This is a genomic window from Pseudomonas sp. NPDC087358, assembly GCF_044900785.1.
In the GTDB taxonomy this organism is placed as follows: domain Bacteria; phylum Pseudomonadota; class Gammaproteobacteria; order Pseudomonadales; family Pseudomonadaceae; genus Aquipseudomonas.
Window position 1 is genome coordinate 349639 of sequence record NZ_JBJDOA010000002.1, and the last position, 15366, is coordinate 365004.

At 60.5% G+C, this 15366-nt stretch carries 13 protein-coding genes; 4 read left to right on the forward strand and 9 right to left on the reverse strand.

Annotated features, from left to right (window positions below; all coding sequences use genetic code 11):
* Positions 1–507 precede the first annotated feature (507 nt).
* Positions 508–1959 carry a pyruvate kinase gene (gene pyk, locus ACI2KS_RS05230; protein WP_404617867.1) on the reverse strand — a complete coding sequence of 484 codons (1452 nt, stop codon included), beginning with the start codon at positions 1957–1959 and terminating at the stop codon, positions 508–510.
* 319 nt (positions 1960–2278) lie between these two features.
* On the opposite strand from pyk, the gene ACI2KS_RS05235 reads away from it, so the two are divergent.
* Together ACI2KS_RS05235 and ACI2KS_RS05240 are read left to right on the forward strand one after the other, a co-directional pair.
* On the forward strand, positions 2279–2653 hold the full coding sequence (locus tag ACI2KS_RS05235; RefSeq protein ID WP_404617869.1) for a tol-pal system YbgF family protein: 375 nt from the start codon (positions 2279–2281) through the stop codon (positions 2651–2653).
* A 314-nt stretch (positions 2654–2967) separates the two neighbouring features.
* Complete coding sequence (locus ACI2KS_RS05240) at positions 2968–3327, forward strand: PilZ domain-containing protein (protein ID WP_404617871.1); 360 nt, start codon at positions 2968–2970, stop codon at positions 3325–3327.
* 10 nt (positions 3328–3337) lie between these two features.
* Here the strand turns inward: ACI2KS_RS05240 and ACI2KS_RS05245 are convergent, their stop codons facing one another.
* The 7 genes from ACI2KS_RS05245 to ACI2KS_RS05275 all read right to left on the reverse strand — a co-directional run bounded on the left by ACI2KS_RS05245 (position 3338) and on the right by ACI2KS_RS05275 (position 12054).
* Positions 3338–4693, reverse strand: a complete 1356-nt coding sequence (locus tag ACI2KS_RS05245) for a DUF58 domain-containing protein (RefSeq protein ID WP_404617873.1) — start codon at positions 4691–4693, stop codon at positions 3338–3340.
* Complete coding sequence (locus ACI2KS_RS05250; RefSeq protein WP_404617875.1) at positions 4690–5814, reverse strand: AAA family ATPase; 1125 nt, start codon at positions 5812–5814, stop codon at positions 4690–4692. Before ACI2KS_RS05250 ends, ACI2KS_RS05245 begins: the two co-directional genes overlap by 4 nt.
* Before the next feature lie 29 nt (positions 5815–5843).
* The gene (locus tag ACI2KS_RS05255) at positions 5844–7367 is read right to left on the reverse strand and encodes a glycosyltransferase family 39 protein (RefSeq protein ID WP_404617877.1); all 1524 of its coding nucleotides are present in this window, start codon (positions 7365–7367) and stop codon (positions 5844–5846) included.
* Positions 7368–7523: 156 nt separating this feature from the next.
* On the reverse strand, positions 7524–8741 hold the full coding sequence (locus tag ACI2KS_RS05260; RefSeq protein WP_404617879.1) for a DUF4350 domain-containing protein: 1218 nt from the start codon (positions 8739–8741) through the stop codon (positions 7524–7526).
* On the reverse strand, positions 8738–10336 hold the full coding sequence (locus ACI2KS_RS05265) for a DUF4129 domain-containing protein (protein WP_404617881.1): 1599 nt from the start codon (positions 10334–10336) through the stop codon (positions 8738–8740). The genes ACI2KS_RS05260 and ACI2KS_RS05265 overlap by 4 nt, the downstream gene beginning before the upstream one ends.
* Positions 10323–11303 (reverse strand): stage II sporulation protein M, encoded by a 981-nt coding sequence (locus tag ACI2KS_RS05270; protein ID WP_404617883.1) that lies wholly within the window; start codon positions 11301–11303, stop codon positions 10323–10325. The genes ACI2KS_RS05265 and ACI2KS_RS05270 overlap by 14 nt, the downstream gene beginning before the upstream one ends.
* A 13-nt stretch (positions 11304–11316) precedes the next feature.
* A complete protein-coding gene (locus ACI2KS_RS05275; protein WP_404617884.1) occupies positions 11317–12054 on the reverse strand; it encodes an RDD family protein in 738 nt (245 codons plus the stop codon).
* Positions 12055–12210: 156 nt separating this feature from the next.
* Here ACI2KS_RS05275 and sbcB point away from each other — a divergent pair, with 156 nt between their 5' ends.
* Complete coding sequence (sbcB, locus tag ACI2KS_RS05280) at positions 12211–13641, forward strand: exodeoxyribonuclease I (RefSeq protein ID WP_404617886.1); 1431 nt, start codon at positions 12211–12213, stop codon at positions 13639–13641.
* Positions 13642–13740: 99 nt separating this feature from the next.
* On the opposite strand, the gene mvaT is transcribed toward sbcB, so the two are convergent.
* Positions 13741–14118, reverse strand: a complete 378-nt coding sequence (gene mvaT / locus ACI2KS_RS05285; RefSeq protein ID WP_404617888.1) for a histone-like nucleoid-structuring protein MvaT — start codon at positions 14116–14118, stop codon at positions 13741–13743.
* 351 nt (positions 14119–14469) lie between these two features.
* Between mvaT and purU the strand changes: the two genes are divergently transcribed.
* Positions 14470–15321 (forward strand): formyltetrahydrofolate deformylase, encoded by an 852-nt coding sequence (purU, locus tag ACI2KS_RS05290; RefSeq protein WP_404617890.1) that lies wholly within the window; start codon positions 14470–14472, stop codon positions 15319–15321.
* Positions 15322–15366 lie beyond the last annotated feature (45 nt).

The following is a 15366-nucleotide window of genomic DNA, read 5'->3' on the forward strand; positions in this document are numbered from 1 at the left end:
GTTTAACGATCTGGAGGGCGATAGATGTCGATCGCTTCTGCCCGGAGGGCGTGGGAGTCTGGCTTGCCGACGATCTGGCGCGAAGCGTCAGCAAACCGGCGACCACGATATGCCTGACCCACCGAGCCGCCTTGCACTGCCGGTGCCCGGCAGCGCGGGGCAAGCCCGCTCCTACGGGCCTTCGCCCAGAATCAAACACGGCCCTCCGATGCATTAACGATCTGGAGGGCGATAGATGTCGATCGCTTCTGCCCGGAGGGCGTGGGAGTCTGGCTTGCCGACGATCTGGCGCGAAGCGTCAGCAAACCTGCGACCACGATATGCCTGACCCACCGAGCCGCCTTGCACTGCCGGTGCCCGGCAGCTCGCGGGGCAAGGCCGCTCCTACGGGCCTTCGCCCAGAATCAAACACGGCCCTCGGCCAGTAACAGGGCGATACTGGAAAAACGGCCAGAAAAAAGCCCCGCTCCTCCTTCGAGGGGCGGGGCTTTTTATCGCTGCAGAGGCTTAGACCATTGGGTCGCCGACGTGCAGGATCTTCATGCCGTTGGTGCCGCCGATGGTGTGGTAGCTGTCGCCCTTGGTCAGGATGACCCAGTCACCTTGCTCCACCAGACCGCGCTTGACCAGCTCGTCCACAGCCGACTGGCTGACTTGACCGGCCGGCAATGCGGCTGGGTCGAACGGGATGGTGTAGACGCCGCGGAACATCGCCGCACGAGCCTGGGTGTGGCGGTGCGGAGAGAACGCGTAGATCGGCACCGAGGAGCGGATCCGCGACATGATCAGCGGGGTGTAGCCGCTTTCAGTCAGTGCAATGATCGCTTTAACGCCCGGGAAGTGGTTAGCGGTGTACATGGCCGCCAGCGCGATGCTTTCGTCGCAACGGGTGAACGAGTGACCGATACGGTGGCTGGAGGTCTTGCCGGTCGGGTGACGTTCGGCGCCGACGCAGATGCGCGCCATGGCTTCCACGGCCTCGACAGGGTAGGAGCCGGCAGCACTTTCAGCGGACAACATCACCGCGTCGGTGTAGTCGAGCACGGCGTTGGCCACGTCGGACACTTCGGCGCGGGTCGGCATCGGGCTGGAAATCATCGATTCCATCATCTGCGTGGCCACGATTACCGCTTTGTTGTGGCGACGGGCGTGCAGGATGATTTTTTTCTGAATGCCGACCAGCTCGGCGTCACCGATTTCCACACCCAGGTCGCCACGGGCAACCATCACCGCGTCACTGGCGCGGATCAGGGCATCGAGGGTTTCGTCGTTGGCCACGGCTTCGGCGCGTTCGATCTTCGCCACCAGCCAGGCGGTACCGCCCGATTCGTCGCGCAGCTTGCGAGCGTATTCCATGTCAGCGGCGTCACGCGGGAAAGACACGGCCAGGTAGTCCAGGTCCATCTCGGCAGCGAGCTTGATGTCTTGCTTGTCTTTTTCGGTCAGCGCCGGTGCCGTCAGACCGCCACCGCGGCGGTTGATGCCCTTGTGATCCGACAGCGGACCGCCGATGGTCACGGTGCAGTGCAGCGCGTCGGCAGTCTGGGTGTCGACGCGCATGACCACACGTCCGTCGTCGAGTAGCAGTTCGTCGCCTACGCCGCAATCCTTGACCAGATCGGGATAGTCGATACCGACGATGTCCTGGTTGCCTTCGGTCAGAGGATGGCTGGTGGAGAAGGTGAACTTGTCACCGACCTTGAGCTCAATCTTCTTGTTGACGAATTTGGCGATACGAATTTTCGGGCCTTGCAGGTCACCCAGCAACGCAACGAAGCGGCCATTCTTGGCAGCGATGTCGCGGATCAGCTTCGCGCGAGCCTTGTGCTCGTCGGGCGTGCCGTGGGAGAAGTTCAGGCGGGCGACGTCCAGGCCGGCAAGAATCAGCTTCTCGATGACTTCTGGCGAATTACTGGCAGGGCCTAGTGTTGCTACGATTTTGGTGCGACGAACGGACATGCACAAACTCCTTAAATGAAGCGCAGCGAGAGGCTACTACTGTATTGGTCTGTAGTCATTGTTCCTTTGCACTACCTTGTCGCGTTATGACTGGGCAATCGGCCCAGCTTGCGGAGAAACTCCCGCGCCCGACAATGCGGCGTCAAACCAAGCGGGAAATGCTCACTCAGCACGGCTGGACTGCGTGTTGTCGCCCGCGCATGCCTGGCGTAGTCCTCCCTCGTGAGGTTTATACGCAGGCTCGACGACCGCCGGCAGACGATCGACCTTGAAGAAATCCCGCGATGCGCCGATACATTGCAGAGCACAGGAGACTCTCATGCGAATCGTGATGATATTAGTGGCGCTGATGGCGCTGGGCGGTTGCACCCGTTGGGCAATGAACAGCCATCTTAACAACGCCAACCGTGCGTACGCCCAGGGCGACTGCGACGCGGTGATGTACAACCTGTCAAAGGTAGACCGTGAAAGCCGGTCGCGTCGCTATGTACAGCCGGAAGTGTCGATGCTGCGCGGACAGTGCCTGGAGCGCCAGAAGTTATACGTGGATGCAGCCCAGACCTACCAGTTCATCATTAGCCAGTACCCGTCCAGCGAGTACGCCTTCAGGGCTCAGGCCCGCCTGGACACGCTGCACCAGTTGGGGCACGACAACCTGGCGCCGCCTGCCATCCCGCGACCTGCTTCACTCTAGTTACACCCGGTTGGATGGACGGTCCCTGTTTCGGGTGGATGACCCGCCAGCATGAGCTAGGCTCAGATGCGTAGGGACCTAAGATTTCATCACAGGAGTGGCGAAGGACACTCTGATTATCGCAAGCGCGTGGTTATCGCGAAATCGAATAATCGGATCAGTGACTTCGGTAACGGCTGGTGAGTCAGATGACGTCCCTGTTGTAATGAACAGGTGGATTCGTTTGTTTACGTCGTCTGGGCAGTTTCAGGTGCGACCGAATCTCAATGCACTAGCGCGATCATGCTCAATGATCAATCCAGGGCGAGTGTCCAATGCTCAACGAAAGACGAATCGAGCGGCATCAACTGCCGTATTACCTGCAGGTGTTCAACCGGCACACCGATAAACCACTGGGTTGCCTGGGTAATGTCTCGGAACAGGGCCTGATGCTGATCAGCGATCTGCCGGTTCTGGTGGGCGCGGATTTCCAACTGCGCCTGAAAGTCCCGGACGGCAAGAACGGCCTGTATCACATCGACATCAATGCCAGCTGCTTGTGGTGCCAGGAGGACGAGACGCCCCGCGTTTACGACTCCGGCTTCAGACTTCAGGCGGCGCCTGTGGAGTACTACCATCTGATCCAGGCGTTGCAGCGCTACTTCAGCTTCTATTCGCTGGAGGCCTCCGCCTGAAGCTGCACCTTCATAAGGTGCCGGCTTTTTTCCAGCCCAGATAACGGTTGATCAACTGCGGCCCCAGCTCTGCGGGCCGCACATCCAGCACCGGTATGCCGTGGGCGCTCAAACGCTCATGCAGACCGGCCCGCGCATTGAGAAAATCCACCGTGCCGCAGTAATCCAGCGCCTGCTGCCAGGTCTGTACCGGTGCCTGTCGTCGTTGATCCAGAACCTCTTCACGCAAGCTGGCGACCAGTACCCGATGGTGCCGGCTCAGCTGTTTGACAGCGCCGAGCAACTGCTCGTCGTCTTCGTCACGCAGGTTGGTGACCAGCACCACCAGCGCCCGGCGTTTCTGTCTGATGAGCACCTGACGAATCGCTGCGCTGTAGTCGGCCGGTTGCTGGGTGCTGTGCAGGTCATAGACGTGATTGAGCAGCACATTGAGCTGCGCCGTGCCCTTGACCGGCGCCAGGTGACGGTCCTGCTCGGCCGCGAACGTCGACACGCCCACCGCATCGCCTTGCCGTAGCGCCACGTAGCCGAGCAACAGACAGGCATTGAGGGCGTGATCGAAGTGGGTCAGCTCACCGTCCTGGCTGCGCATCCGGCGCCCGCAGTCGAGCATGAAAACAATCTGTTGATCGCGTTCGTCCTGATATTCCCTGGCAATCGGGGTGCGCTGCCGTGCGGTGGCCTTCCAGTCGATCTGCCGCAGGCTGTCGCCCTCGCGAAACTCACGCAGCTGATTGAATTCCAGGCCCAGGCCCCTTCGCTGATGCTGGCGCACGCCGATCTGACTGAGCCAGTTGTCCACCGCCAGCAACTGACCGTTGTGCAGACGGGCGAAGTCCGGGTACACCCGCGCCACGTCAACGGCTGGCAGGTAACGTCGTGACAGCCACAGACGCAAGGGGCTGCGCATCTGGACCTCGATTCTTTCGAAGGTAAAAAGCCCGCGGCTGGTCGGACGCAGGCGGTAGCTGATCTGCGCCTTGCGCTGGGCACGCAGCAGGAGGTCCTGGGGCAGGTGCTCCAGTTCGAAGCAGTTTGTCGCGCCCTCAGGGCCGTGATCGAACAGCGTCAGCGGCACAGCGCGCAGCCAGTCATGCTCAACCTCGATGCGCACCTCGCCCCAGCGCCCTAGCGCCAGGCTGCCGGGCAGGTGGCGTCGCAAACGGGGCGAGGGCAGCCGCCACAGCCAAAATGCGTCCAGCGCGGCCAGTGCGCCAATCACGCACAGCAGTGCCCAGAACAGGCCATCGAGCTTTGCGGTCGGCCCGCGCCCCAGTGATTGGAACACGCCGATCAGCACGGCGAAACCGGCCAGCACAGCCAGCCACCAGAGCAAGCGTGTCGCCGGCTTGAGCAGTTGTTTCATTGGCGCGGCGCCGGAACCTGATCGAGCAGTTGCTTGAGCACCTGATCCACTGACATGCCTTCGATGTCCAGTTCCGGCGACAGCCTCACGCGATGGCGCAACACGGCCAGCGCACAGCCTTTGATGTCATCGGGAATCACGAACTCGCCACCGCGCAACAATGCCCGCGCCCGCCCGCCACGGACCAGCGCGATGGAGGCCCGGGGCCCGGCACCCAGCGTCAGGCCGGGCCAGGTACGGGTGGCGCGTGCCAGGCGCACGGCATAGTCGAGCACCTGTTCATCCACCGGCAGGTCGCTGGCGATGCGTTGCAGCGCTTGCACATCCCTGGCCTGCATCAGGACCCGCAGCGGTTGTACGTCGAGCATGTCCGAGCGGGTGGAGCGGGTGACCTGGCGCACCATGTCCAGTTCCTCCTCGGCCTGCGGATAATCCATGCGCAACTTGAGCATGAACCGGTCAAGCTCGGCCTCGGGCAGCGGATAGGTGCCTTCCTGTTCGATGGGGTTCTGGGTGGCCAGCACCATGAACGGTTGCGGCACCGGCAGGGCACGGCCCTCAAGCGTAACCTGGCGTTCTTGCATGGCTTCGAGCAATGCCGCCTGAGTCTTGGCCGGGGCGCGGTTGATCTCGTCGGCCAGCAACAGGTTGGTGAACAGTGGGCCCTTGCGCAGCTTGAACTGCTCGCTGTGCATGTCATAGACGGCATGGCCGGTGACATCGCTGGGCATCAGGTCGGGAGTGAACTGGATGCGCGCGAATTCGCCGCCAAAGCAACGTGCCAGGGCGCGCACCAACAGGGTTTTGCCCAGTCCTGGAACACCCTCGAGCAGGACGTGACCGCCGCCGATCAGCGCGGTCAGCACGTCGTCGATGACCGCGTTCTGACCGATCACCGCTTTCTGCAGTTCGTGGCGCACGGCCTGGGCCAGGTGGATGGCGCGTTGACGCTGCTGGTGCGGATTACTGGCCGGCGCGGCATGGGCATCGCCGTCCCGGCTTTCGGCGACAGGCGATTCATTGTGATCGACGGGGTTTGCGGCGCGGCTGGACGGTTCGGGCGGGTGCTCGCTCGTTATTTCCGTAACCTGACTGACGGTTGAAAACGATTTCTCTGTCATAGATCGATCACTTACCTGCTATCACTTTTTCAGTTTTGGTTCAGTGTGCTCAGCGAAGGTGGCCTGCCAAGCGTTGAAAGATTGTAAAGACGCGCCTGGGTGTCTCCCACTGTAATCGCATTCAGTTGCACCCAGTGACCGGGGATGGAAGGGAAGTCATCCGCAGGGTAGCTGCTGCTGATCAACCACACCCTGCCCGGGCCTGGCCCCAACTGCTCGAGGCTGTCGAGATAAACCGCATCGGCCTTGTTCGCGACGAGCGTTCCGAACCCGTAGTTGCCCGGTCGCCCTGAGGCGCCATTGCCGTTCTGTGGCGTATACAGCAGAGGCAGCGCGCCGGTCTTGTTGTAATAGACATAGCTGAAGTACCAGAACAGATCGCTCACAACGATACGGTCGCCCGCGACAAATCGTTGATTGACCTGGTTGACCAAGGTGTCGAACTGTCCATCTTCCACGCGGTAATCATTCCGCAAACCGCTCAATTCCGTGAGCAGCATCGCCGCCAGAAGCGCCATTGCGAGATAGCGAAAACGTTGCCCGACTCGATCAATGACGATTGCCACCACGATCGGCAAGCCCAGGGCCGAGAACGTAAGATAACGTTCAACCAGAAGCGGCACCTCCCACGAGACCAGAAATAAAACGACCAGCGGCAGGAAGGTATAGATCACCGATAAGGTTTGAAACCTGTGAGGGCTTGGGTCGTGTCGGCAGATAGCAGCGGCCGCCAGTGCCAGCGCAAGCGGCAGCAGGAAGTAGGGGAGCCAGTGCAGATCCAGACCATCGGTGAGGGTCAGATACTGCCAGAGGGTAGAGGGCAGTGAATAAAGGGTCACCGGCTGGATCCAGCCGATGTCTCCTCCCTCTTTCAGCTGTGGCAGGTGTTGGAACAGGTCGATCAGATTGGGAATCCATGGGACATACAGCAAAACGATCATGCCATGGGTGATCCACCAGGCACGCCGCTTGATCAGGTGGTCGGGTTCATTGCGGATCAGCGCAAGATAAAACCAGTGTGACAACACGCAAAGACCCGTGAAGTAATGGGTATATAAACCTGCCGTTATCAGCAGCGCATAAATAACCAGATAGCGTCGGCACTCAGGCTTCTTGACCCATTGAACCAATGCGATGGTTGCACCCAGCAGTAACAGCCCCATGAGCGAATACATGCGCACTTCCTGGCTGTAGCGCACCGCAATGGGTAGCAATGCCAGTAACACACCGGTCAGGACTGCTACACGCCGGCTCGCGATCAAACAGGCCAGCCAGATGCCCAAAGGCACTGTGGCAATACCGGTGAGCACGCTCAGGAATCTGAGGGCGAAGATGCCGTCCCCCCATGTGTTTATCCAAAAGTGCAACAGCAGAAAATACAGCGGGGGATGGACATCGTGGGCGCTGTGAAACCAGATGAGCGAGGGCCAATACTGGCTCATCATCAGGCTGGAGCCCTCATCGCACCAGATGGCGGAGGCGGTCGATCCATAGAGCCGAGCGACGCTTGCGAGCAACAGCATGGGTATCAGCCAGAGCGCCTTGGACAACACGATCAACTCCCTGGCTGTGGCCTGAGTACCACCCCTCTGACGGCATCGACGGGATCAGGAGCGTCAAGCCGCCCCCAGGCACAATTGAGCATCGTACTTATGAACGTCTAAGGGGTTTTCAATATGGCAGACTTCCTGCCTTTTTCCAGTACCTGATCACAGAGCATTCCTGAGCGTTTGCAGGTACGCAACTTGGCGGATGAATTCGCTGCTGGACAGGCGTTCCTCAACGCGCGGCCGTAACGCCTGGCCGATATGGCTGGTCGGCTGGCGCGTCATGCGCCCCAGCAACTGCCATTGTTCGGTGACCGGCAGTGCCTCGAAGCCGGGATGTCGTTGTCGGGCGCGACGCAGAATGTCCTGTTGCAACGCGCGCAACAACGCGTGCTGGCCTCTGCGCCGAAGCATGAAATCGGCACTGGCGCGCAGGTGCTCGCTCAGCTGCCGTCGGGCCCGCGACGCCACAGGCTGCAAGGGACCCTGGCGCACGCCGGCGTGCCATAGACCGGCGACCAGGCACAGCGCCAGGGCCAGCAGCGCTTGCGGGAAATATCTCCAGAGCAGGCCGAACAGATCATCGTGATCAGTGCGCAACAGCAGGGTTACGTCGCTGTCCTGGCTCAGATACCACAGCAACCAGGCGTTGTCGTATTTGCCGATGGCGCGGGTTTTCCACAGGTCGGCATCGGTCAGCACGGTAATCAGCCCGTTGCCATAAACCATTTGCAGCAGGTGCGTGGCGTCGGCGCTGTTGGCCCAGGATTGGGCGTGGTCCTGCGGGTCGTCCAGATGAAAGGCCGGATCGAAACTCATGTATGCCGGGTCGCTTTCATTTTGTACGTACAGTCGGGTCAGTTCCGGCCAGGGTGTCTTGGGTGCCTGAAGTTCAGGCGTGCTCAGGGGGATCACCGGTTTGAGCTGCTCTCGCTCGCGCCGACGGTCCTGTTCACGCAGGTCGCGGGTGAGAAATTGATGGATCTGCAACTGGTCGAGCAACAGATCGCCGCTGCGGCCTTTGCTTTCGTCCCACAGTTGCTCGGCGACGAACAGCAGGCGTCCGCCAGCGCGGGTCCAGGCCAACAGCCGTCTGACCTCGGCCGGCGTCATTTTTTCCCGGCTGTCGAGCAGCATCAGGGTCTGTGCCTGCGGGGCAGTGTCGGGGAGCGTGTTGAGCGCCTGGATCACCTTGACTGACATGCCTCGCTGGCGCAGGAAGGTTTGCGCTGCCAGGTAAGGGTTGGCCCGGACTTGCGGCGCCGGGCCTTGATCGACGACTTCCTGGTACTGCTCCAGGCGTTTGAGCAGCGGCAGGCTGATAATGGCGATGCACCCCAGCGCCAGCACGACGAGGCCGATCCAGAACCGCCGGCTCATGACGCTGCCCCGTCGGCGAACAGCCGCCGCCAGTTTTCACACAGCGCTTCGTGCACGTCAGCGGCGGGCAACTGGTGACCATAGGCCAGGTTCTGCCAGTGGCGCATGAGTTCACGGCTGAAGGCATGGAGCGAGGGCTGATCGAGCGTGGCGATCTGCTCCAGCACCTGACCTTCGGTGTCGGCGTTTTTCAGCGGCAACCGGTAGTCGGTCAGCAAGCGGTTGAGCAGGGCACGGTAGAGCAGGCTCAATGCTTCGCGAGGCGATTGCGACCAGAGGTGTTCAGCGGCGCTGGCGACGTCCTGCGGCAGGCTTTCGCTGTCCACTTGCAGGCCGAACAGTTGCCGTGGCGTGGCGTGCCTGATTGGCGGTTTGCGCTGTTCACGGCTGACGAAAGTGCCAAGCCAGGCGCGATAACGCCAGATGATCCAGGCTACGCCGAGGGTGATCAGCGTCCACAGCAGGGCTTCGAACACGCTGGACAGGGTCTTGCCGAGGTTGAGCAGACCGACCGCCAGTTTCGCCAGCCAGCCGGGCGTGTCGCCGGTTTTTGCGCCCTGTTGGTGTTCAGGCAGGCGCCAGCCGGAGACCTGCCTGGGATTCTTGAACGGCGGGTTGTCGAGCACGGTCTTGATCGCGCTTTGCGAGGCCTGGCTGGTCAGGGGTTGGCTGAGCAGGCGTGCCGCGCCGGGGCCTGCGACCTGATCGTCAGTCTGCGGCAGGTCCAGTGGCGGCAGCGGGCAGCTGTAGCTCGAAGGGTCTGGGCTGTCGTCCGCCAGCGCGCCCGAAGGTGCAGTGCTCAGGGTCAGTGCCACGGCAATCCCGATCAGTAGCGCATAGGCACTGCCGATCACCCGCTGGCGCAGGCGGCGGAAGGCCAGTTCGATGTCCCAGGCCTCCAGCGTGGTGCGGCGATTGAGATACAGGGCAAAGCCGCACGCCACGTATATCGGCCCCCACAACACCAGCACCAGCGCGTAGAAAGCGTTGGTCAGATGTTCCAGCCAGGTCCAGTTGCCCTCGATGTTCAGCAGGCTGCGCCATGACCAGTCCAGTTCGACCTGTTGGGGAATCAGCATATAGAACAGCACCATCGCGCCGACCCACAGACACAGCTCCAGCGTGCTGCCCATGGAGGTCAGCAGCCGCGCAACACGCAGGCTGTTCTGACCCAACAGGGCAATGCGTTGTGCACGTAACACGCCGTCCAGACCTTCCAGCTGTTGAACCGGCAGATTGAAGCTGCGGCTCAGACTGAAGCGACGCCAGGTCAGGCTGGCGATCAGCTGCGGTTTGAGCGCCCGCGGCCATGCCTTCAGCGCTTCTTTAAGCGACGGCGCCTCGCCGAACAGCGCCTGCGACAGGATCAGCAGCGCCAGCCGCTCGTAGGCCGGCTTGAACCACCAGAACAACAGCACCGCCAGGGACGGATAGTCCCAGAGCGCCAGGGAAAGCAAGGCGAAGACTGGCAGCGTCACCATCGCCCAGCTGGTCATCAGCAGGCGGCGATGCTGGCGCGCGAGCAACACGCCCAGGTCGATGGCTTCCCAGGCATTGCGCGGACGGATGACCACGGTGGCCTCAGTCAGGCGCATGGGCGGTGCGTCCGGCAAAGATCAGGTAGGCCGCGACCAGCGCCCATAACGCGGCCCCCACCAGATACTTGGTGGTCGCCTGCGGCCAGGTCATGGATGACCAGTAAGCTTCGATGAAGGCGGCGATCAGCAAAAACAGGATCACCCCACCGATCAGTCGCACGCTGGTTTTCGCGGCAATTCGTAACGCCTCGCCGCGACGCAACGCGCCGGGTGCCAGCAGCGCCCAGCCAAGTTTGAGCCCGGCTGCACCGGCCAGGGCGATTGCGGTCAGTTCAAATGCACCGTGACCTACCACGAATGGCCAGAAGGTTTCGCCAAAGCCGACGTCGCTGAGATGACCGGCCACCGCGCCAATCATCAAACCGTTGAAGAGCAGGAAAAACAGGCTGCCCAGACCGAACAGCAGGCCGCTGGCAAAGGTCTGAAAGGCAATGCCGATGTTGTGCATGATGTAGTAGCCGAACATCAGCCAGTCGGTGCTCGATGCGCGCTCTGCGGCTTGGCCGATGCGCCGCGCGGCAGGGTCGTACATGGCTTCCATCTCGCCCACCTGAGCGGGGCTGACGACGCTGTAGATCAGATCCGGATAGCCGTACACCAAAAGCCCCATGACCAGCAGGCTGCCAAAAAAAAGCAGCGCCGCCAGCGCAACCAGTCGCCATTCGGCGCGCACCAGGCGGGGAAAGTCGGCCAGCACGAAACCCAGCAGTTGCGCAGCGAACTGGCTGCGGTGGCGATACAGTTGCTGATGACCGCGCATGGCAAGTTGTTGCAGCGGCTCGACCAGGTGTGCGCTGTAGCCGCGTTGCTGGGCCAGTGCCAGATGCTGACAGATTTGCCGATACTGAGCGGTGAAACCATCACCGGCCTGGTTCTTGTGGCGGCTGCGCTCCAGTGCCTCAAGTCGCTCGGCGAAGCGCAGCCAGTGGTCCTGATGGCGTTGTTCGAACTGGCTCTGCTTCATCGGCCATGCCTTCTCATATCGACCCTGCCACACCGCGGGCGATGCCGTTCAACTGACCGACCGCGTATTGGGGATCCGGGTCCGCGTGCATCTGCAAGGGGGCGACGAGGATCGCCGCCAGCTCCTCGACGCGTGCCGGGGAAAGGCCTTGTTGACGTTCGGCGAAAGCCAGCACCGCACGTTGTTCATCAAGGGTCAGGGCCAGCGCGGGCAACAAGGGTGGTACCTGAGGCAAGAGCGGACGCTGGGTCGGGGTATCGCTGTAGATCACCAGTGTGCCCGCGGCCAGATCGCCCAGGCGTTTGAACAACGGGTGCTGCAGACAGCTGAATGCGCCCACGCTGTAGCCAAAAGGCAGCATGTCGATCAAGCGCAAGAGGTTACGCAGCAAGGATGCGGACCAACCGACCGGAGTGCCGTCATCGTGAACCACGCGCAAGCCCATGAGCTGTTTACCCGGCGTACGGCCTTGATGAAGCACCTCGAACAGCACCATGTACCACCAATTGATCAGAAACAGCGCCAATGCGAACAACCCGCCGCCGAATTCGCCGAGTGCGTCGAGCAGAAAAAACAGCGCCACCAGCAGTACGCCGCGAATCACCAGGTCGATGCCCAACGCCAGTGAGCGCGACAACAGACCTGCCGGCCGCAGCGCCAGATCGATGCCTTCGGGCGTTTCCAGGCGAATGCGGGTGTCCAGCGCCGCAGACTGCGTGGCGGTCCTTGGCCAAGCTTTCGAGGGGGACATTGTCGGGAGGGGTGCGCCTGGAAATAAAGTCTGATGCTAGCCACGGTGGCAGAGCTAAGCAACCGGATGATGTGCATGGCGCCGGGCCGGGCTGTCGCAATCGGCCAGCGAGCCCCATCTGTTAGACTTGCCCGGTCTCTTGTTCAGGATCAGCCCGTGACCTCCAGCATCTTCTGGTACGACTACGAAACCACCGGGATCAATCCGCGTAACGACCGGCCCCTTCAGGTCGCGGGCATACGCACCGATGATCAGCTCAACGAAATCGCCGAGCCGATCAACCTGTACTGTCAGCCCAGCGATGACATTCTGCCCCATCCGGCGGCCTGTCTGGTCACCGGCATCACGCCCGCACGGCTTGCGGAAAAAGGTTTGTGCGAGGCTGATTTCATGACCCGCGTGCATGCTCAGTTGGCACAGCCCGGCACCTGTGGCGCGGGCTATAACACGCTGCGTTTCGATGACGAAATGACCCGCTACAGCCTGTACCGCAACTTTTTCGATCCTTATGGCCGCGAGTGGCAGGGCGGTAACAGCCGCTGGGATCTGATCGACGTGATGCGTACCGCCTATGCCCTGCGTCCGGAGGGTATCGTCTGGCCGGAAGAAGAGGGGCGGGTCACGCTCAAGCTCGAACGCCTGACGGCAGCCAACGGTATCGATCATGGGCAGGCGCACGATGCGCTGTCCGATGTCCGCGCAACTATTGCACTGGCACGTCTGGTTCGCGATAAACAACCCAAGCTTTACGACTATCTTTATCAGTTGCGCAGCAAGCACAAGGTTCAGGAACAGATACGATTGCTGCAGCCGTTGGTGCATATATCCGGACGGTTTTCCGCCGCCAGAAGTTATGTGAGTGTTGTATTGCCCCTGGCCTGGCATCCGACCAATCGCAATGCGCTGATTGTCTGCGACCTTTTTCATGATCACAGCCCCTTGTTGGACGAAGAGGCCGAGGTCTTGCGCCAGCGCTTATATACCCGTCGCGAGGATCTGGGCGACGGCCAGTTACCGGTGCCGCTGAAATTACTGCATATAAACAAATGTCCGGTAGTCGCGCCTTTGAGCGTACTGCGCGAAGAGGACCGTCAGCGCCTGCAATTGGACATCAGCGCCTATAAAGAGCGAGTCCTGCGCCTCAATGAAGGCCAGGCGCTGTGGCAGGACAAGTTGAAAAAGGTTTATGCCAGCGACGACTTCGCCGGCAGCGAAGACCCGGAACAACAGTTATATGATGGGTTTATCAACGATCGGGATCGTCGACTTTGTGAGCAGGTTCGTATGGTCGAGCCGCAGCAACTTGGCACTGAAGCATGGCCGTTCGATGATCCGCGCCTTCCCGAGTTGTTGTTTCGCTACCGTGCGCGCAACTTTGCAGAGACCTTGAACACCGAAGAGCAGCAGCGCTGGAGGACCTTCTGTCAGCAGCGACTGACTGATCCGCAGGCGGGGGCGCCCAACACGTTGAAGGCCTTTACCAAGGCGCTGATAGCCTCGTCGCTCAAGGCAACACCCGAGCAGCTGAAGGTACTCGGCCAATGGCAGGATTATTCTCTGCAACTTCAACAACGGCTGGGGTTGTGAGTTCCAGGGACCGAAGCGGACAATAAAAAACGCCAGCTTCTGCTGGCGTTTTTCAGGGTTGTACATTGTTGTACAACGGCGCTATCAACCTGCAGGCTATCAGCCCAGCAGAGTTGCCCAGCCTTCAACCTCATCACCGCCCCACTTGGCTTTCCACTCTTTGAGCGTCTTGTGGTTGCCGCCTTTGGTTTCGATGATTTCGCCGTTGTGCGGGTTTTTGTATTGCTTGACCTTGCGCGCACGCTTGGTGCCGGCAGGTTTTACCACGGCGCCACGTGGGGCCTTGGTTTTAGCGTCAGGATCGAGCAACGCAACGATGTCGCGCAGGGATTTCTGATATTCGCCCATCAGTGAACGCAGTTTGCCTTCAAACTCAAGTTCAGTTTGCAGTTTACCGTCTTGTTGCAGGTTTTGCAGGCGCGCCTGGAGTTCTTTGATGGCTTCTTCTGTAGCGCGGTATTCGTTGATCAGGGACATGAGGGCTACCTGTTGTGATGAGCATGGCGTAATGACGCAATAATAGTCACAGCGTTTGCGCAAGTAAACATTTAAGGAAACTTTTATTTGAAGCATTTTGAAATAGCTAAGCGTTATGCGTCAGACAGGAAACAAATGTAGTGCGAGTGTCTTTCATAATCACTGCCTCTATTTAGTGCCTGGTCCGCGCCTTGTTCAGAACGGCGTGCGCGATCTCGGAACAGTCCACCATTACCTGCGATCGGATCCGGATCGCAGCCAGGCGAAAAATCAGTGTGATCGGAATACTGCAGAGTCGCCGGACAATCGCTAGAATGGCCGCCTTTGCGAAGTACTCTGGAGTTTTCCCACATGCGCACTTTTCGTCTGGTGATAGCTTGCCCGGACCGCGTCGGCATCGTTGCCAAAGTCAGTAACTTTCTGGCGTCCTACAATGGCTGGATTACCGAAGCGAGCCATCACTCTGACAATCTCAGCGGCTGGTTTTTCATGCGTCATGAAATGCGTGCCGATACCCTGCCTTTTGATCTCGAGGGTTTCCGCGAGGCGTTCAAGCCGATTGCCGAAGAGTTCTCGATGGACTGGCGCATCACCGATTCGGACCAGAAAAAACGCGTGGTGCTCATGGCCAGCCGCGAGTCCCATTGCCTGGCGGACCTGCTGCATCGCTGGCACAGCGATGAGCTGGATTGCGAAATTGCCTGCGTGATTTCCAACCACCAGGACCTGCGCAGCATGGTCGAGTGGCACAACATCCCTTATTACCATGTTCCGGTTGATCCCAAAGACAAAGAGCCGGCATTCGCCGAAGTGTCGCGTCTGGTCAAACAACATGAAGCGGATGTCGTGGTGCTGGCGCGCTACATGCAGATCCTGCCGCCGCAGCTGTGCCGCGAATATGCGCATCAGGTCATCAATATCCATCACAGCTTCTTGCCATCGTTCGTCGGTGCCAAGCCTTACCACCAGGCGTCGCTGCGCGGCGTGAAGTTGATTGGCGCCACGTGTCACTACGTCACCGAAGAACTGGACGCAGGCCCGATCATCGAGCAGGACGTGGTTCGTGTCAGCCACCGCGACAGCATCGAAAACATGGTGCGCTTCGGACGGGATGTCGAGAAGATGGTATTGGCCCGCGGGCTGCGTGCGCATCTGGAAGACCGTGTGCTGGTGCATGACAACAAGACGGTGGTGTTTGACTAAACTCGACATCCAACCCATGTAGGGGTCAGCTTGCTCGTGATATCG

Bases quoted from the DNA above. Each gene is read 5' to 3' on its own strand.
- pyk (WP_404617867.1), bottom strand. From the start codon at position 1,959: ATGTCCGTTCGTCGCACCAAAATCGTAGCAACACTAGGCCCTGCCAGT.
- ACI2KS_RS05235 (WP_404617869.1), top strand. From the start codon at position 2,279: ATGCGAATCGTGATGATATTAGTGGCGCTGATGGCGCTGGGCGGTTGC.
- ACI2KS_RS05240 (WP_404617871.1), top strand. From the start codon at position 2,968: ATGCTCAACGAAAGACGAATCGAGCGGCATCAACTGCCGTATTACCTG.
- ACI2KS_RS05245 (WP_404617873.1), bottom strand. From the start codon at position 4,693: ATGAAACAACTGCTCAAGCCGGCGACACGCTTGCTCTGGTGGCTGGCT.
- ACI2KS_RS05250 (WP_404617875.1), bottom strand. From the start codon at position 5,814: ATGACAGAGAAATCGTTTTCAACCGTCAGTCAGGTTACGGAAATAACG.
- ACI2KS_RS05260 (WP_404617879.1), bottom strand. From the start codon at position 8,741: ATGAGCCGGCGGTTCTGGATCGGCCTCGTCGTGCTGGCGCTGGGGTGC.
- ACI2KS_RS05265 (WP_404617881.1), bottom strand. From the start codon at position 10,336: ATGCGCCTGACTGAGGCCACCGTGGTCATCCGTCCGCGCAATGCCTGG.
- ACI2KS_RS05270 (WP_404617883.1), bottom strand. From the start codon at position 11,303: ATGAAGCAGAGCCAGTTCGAACAACGCCATCAGGACCACTGGCTGCGC.
- ACI2KS_RS05275 (WP_404617884.1), bottom strand. From the start codon at position 12,054: ATGTCCCCCTCGAAAGCTTGGCCAAGGACCGCCACGCAGTCTGCGGCG.
- mvaT (WP_404617888.1), bottom strand. From the start codon at position 14,118: ATGTCCCTGATCAACGAATACCGCGCTACAGAAGAAGCCATCAAAGAA.
- purU (WP_404617890.1), top strand. From the start codon at position 14,470: ATGCGCACTTTTCGTCTGGTGATAGCTTGCCCGGACCGCGTCGGCATC.